Source organism: Pseudomonas sp. GM74 (assembly GCF_000282455.1).
Lineage (GTDB): Bacteria > Pseudomonadota > Gammaproteobacteria > Pseudomonadales > Pseudomonadaceae > Aquipseudomonas.
The window spans coordinates 1-2,066 of sequence record NZ_AKJG01000087.1; the positions used below are offsets into that span (position 1 = coordinate 1).

Sequence of the window (2,066 nt, forward strand, 5' to 3'; positions counted from 1 at the left end):
CTTGGGGTTCGGTTGAGAAGCTTGAGGTCAACGAAGTCGAGCAGAACCTGCGGTTTCAGGGGCAGTATTTCGACGACGAGACGGGGCTGCACTACAACACGTTTCGGTATTACGATCCGGAGGTGGGGCGGTTTGTTACGCAGGATCCGATTGGGTTGTTGGGCGGTAGTAATTTGTATGGTTATGCACCCAACACAAACGGGTGGATTGACCCTCTAGGGTGGTGCGTGACTACTAGCGTCACGAGAGGGGGAGGAGGACAGCCGCTAAAAGCAACCGCCACTATTACTCCAAAAGATTTGGGAACGGGTACTGCAACTAATGCATCATCCCGGGCATGGGCCAGGTTACTGGGTAATTCTGATGATGATGCCGGGCATATAATCGGTAAGCTTCTCGGTGGTGCGGGAGGTAAAGATGGAGTTTTCCCACAGTTAAAAGGTATAAATCGTGGGCAGTTTAGAGATTTTGAATCGGCCGTTGCCAATGCTGTAAAAAAGAAAGGTGCAGTAGATGTTGAATTGAATTTCATCTATGGCAACGGTGGGACGCGACCAACATCGATAACCTATGATGTTTACCGTCAGGGCAATAAAATACTCGAAGGAATTTTTGGGAATTGATATGACTGATAAAGATCGTTCACTGCAAGCATTAAAGATTGTTAATGACTTTATGGCTGATATGCACTCTTGGGAAGTAGAGTTTTTTAGCGTTCGAAAGGAAAATCTAGCCGGAGGCGGGGATGATCCTGCTATAAAAGTTCGATTTAGCGATAAGTTGGAAAAAGTACTACAAAAATTTGCGTTGAAAGATAAAAGCAATTTTGGCCGTTTGATAGACTTGGGCTGTACGAATCCTCCAACGTATGATCCGCAGTCTGACATTATAGAGGTCATTTCTGTGAGCGACGATGAGATTGTTTTTCAGATTCAACAAACTGTTGGGGTAGAGGTTACATCGCGAATTTTTATGGTTTTTAAGGCTGGCGAATGGAGAATTAAAAAGAAAGAGAGTTTGGGGTATGACGATAAATGGAAGCGCTCGCCTTTGTAATGTAAGAAACTGAAATGGAGTTTTCGGCTTTGAGTGAGTCCTCAAAGAATATGGGGGGGCAGCGGAGTTGGAGATGGTTTGTGGGAATGGTCAAGATCTTTAAAATTTAATTTTCTGAGTGACTGTGTACTTTTGCTTCAGTCACTCTCTTTACTAATCTATTGCATAGATTATTAATTTCGAAAGCGCCTTAGGGCATTCCCTGTATTCCACTGTCACGGTCTAGGTGATGCTCATCGACATGAGCGATGACCTGCACCGCGAAGTCCTGCGCACCCAGGGCACCCTCACCAGCTGCTTCGGCTACGACGCCCTGGGCCGCAAGAGCTGGCAGTTCGCCTCACGCCTGCCGGCGGAAAAACTCTCGCGCATCCACAACCCCGGCATCCAGCCTGACCTGCTGGTCAAGCACGCCTACAACCCGATCCACCGCCGTCACCAGTACGACCAAGCCGGCGAACTGACCCGCACCCTCGACAAAATGCGCGGCGAGATCAAGTACGAATACGAAGCCAACGGCCAACTGCACAGCCGCGACACCGGCCAGTTGGTCGACAGCGAAGAATTCCGCTGCGACGCCGCGGCGAACCGGCTGAACTTCAACACCAGCCAGTTCGACCACGTCAAGGACAACCGCCTCAAGCGCTGGCGGGATCAGGAATATGCCTACGATGCGTGGGGCAACCTGATTGAAAAACGCAGCGGGATGGGCAAGCTGCAGACGTTTCGTTATGACTGTGAAAATCGCTTGGTTCGGGCTGAGACGTTGGTCCACGGCAAATTGGAGAGTACCGGTTCGTATCGGTACGACAGCCTGGGGCGGTGGGTTGCCAAGGTTTCAGAGGTCAAGGGTCGGACCGAGCAGAAGCACTTTTTGTGGCAAGGCCTGCGGATGCTGCGCGAGGAAAGTCCGGGGCGGAGCAGTCTGTACCTGTATGAGCCGGGCAGTTATGCCCCCTTGGCGCGGGTGGACCAGGAGGAGGGTGGGGAGCAGCAGCTTTACTACTTCC

The 2,066-nt window shown here is 50.8% G+C and carries 2 protein-coding genes and 1 pseudogene; all 3 read left to right on the forward strand.

Annotated elements, in window-relative coordinates; translation table 11 throughout:
- Positions 1 to 623, forward strand: a 623-nt coding sequence (locus tag PMI34_RS10540) for an RHS repeat-associated core domain-containing protein (protein ID WP_008051263.1), incomplete at its 5' end; no start/stop codon positions are given.
- 1 nt (position 624) lies between these two features.
- Positions 625 to 1,056 carry an NTF2 fold immunity protein gene (locus tag PMI34_RS0127380; protein WP_081498096.1) on the forward strand — a complete coding sequence of 144 codons (432 nt, stop codon included), beginning with the start codon at positions 625 to 627 and terminating at the stop codon, positions 1,054 to 1,056.
- A gap of 247 nt (positions 1,057 to 1,303) precedes the next feature.
- Positions 1,304 to 2,066 (forward strand): annotated as a pseudogene (locus PMI34_RS10535) (RHS repeat domain-containing protein); the annotation flags it as partial.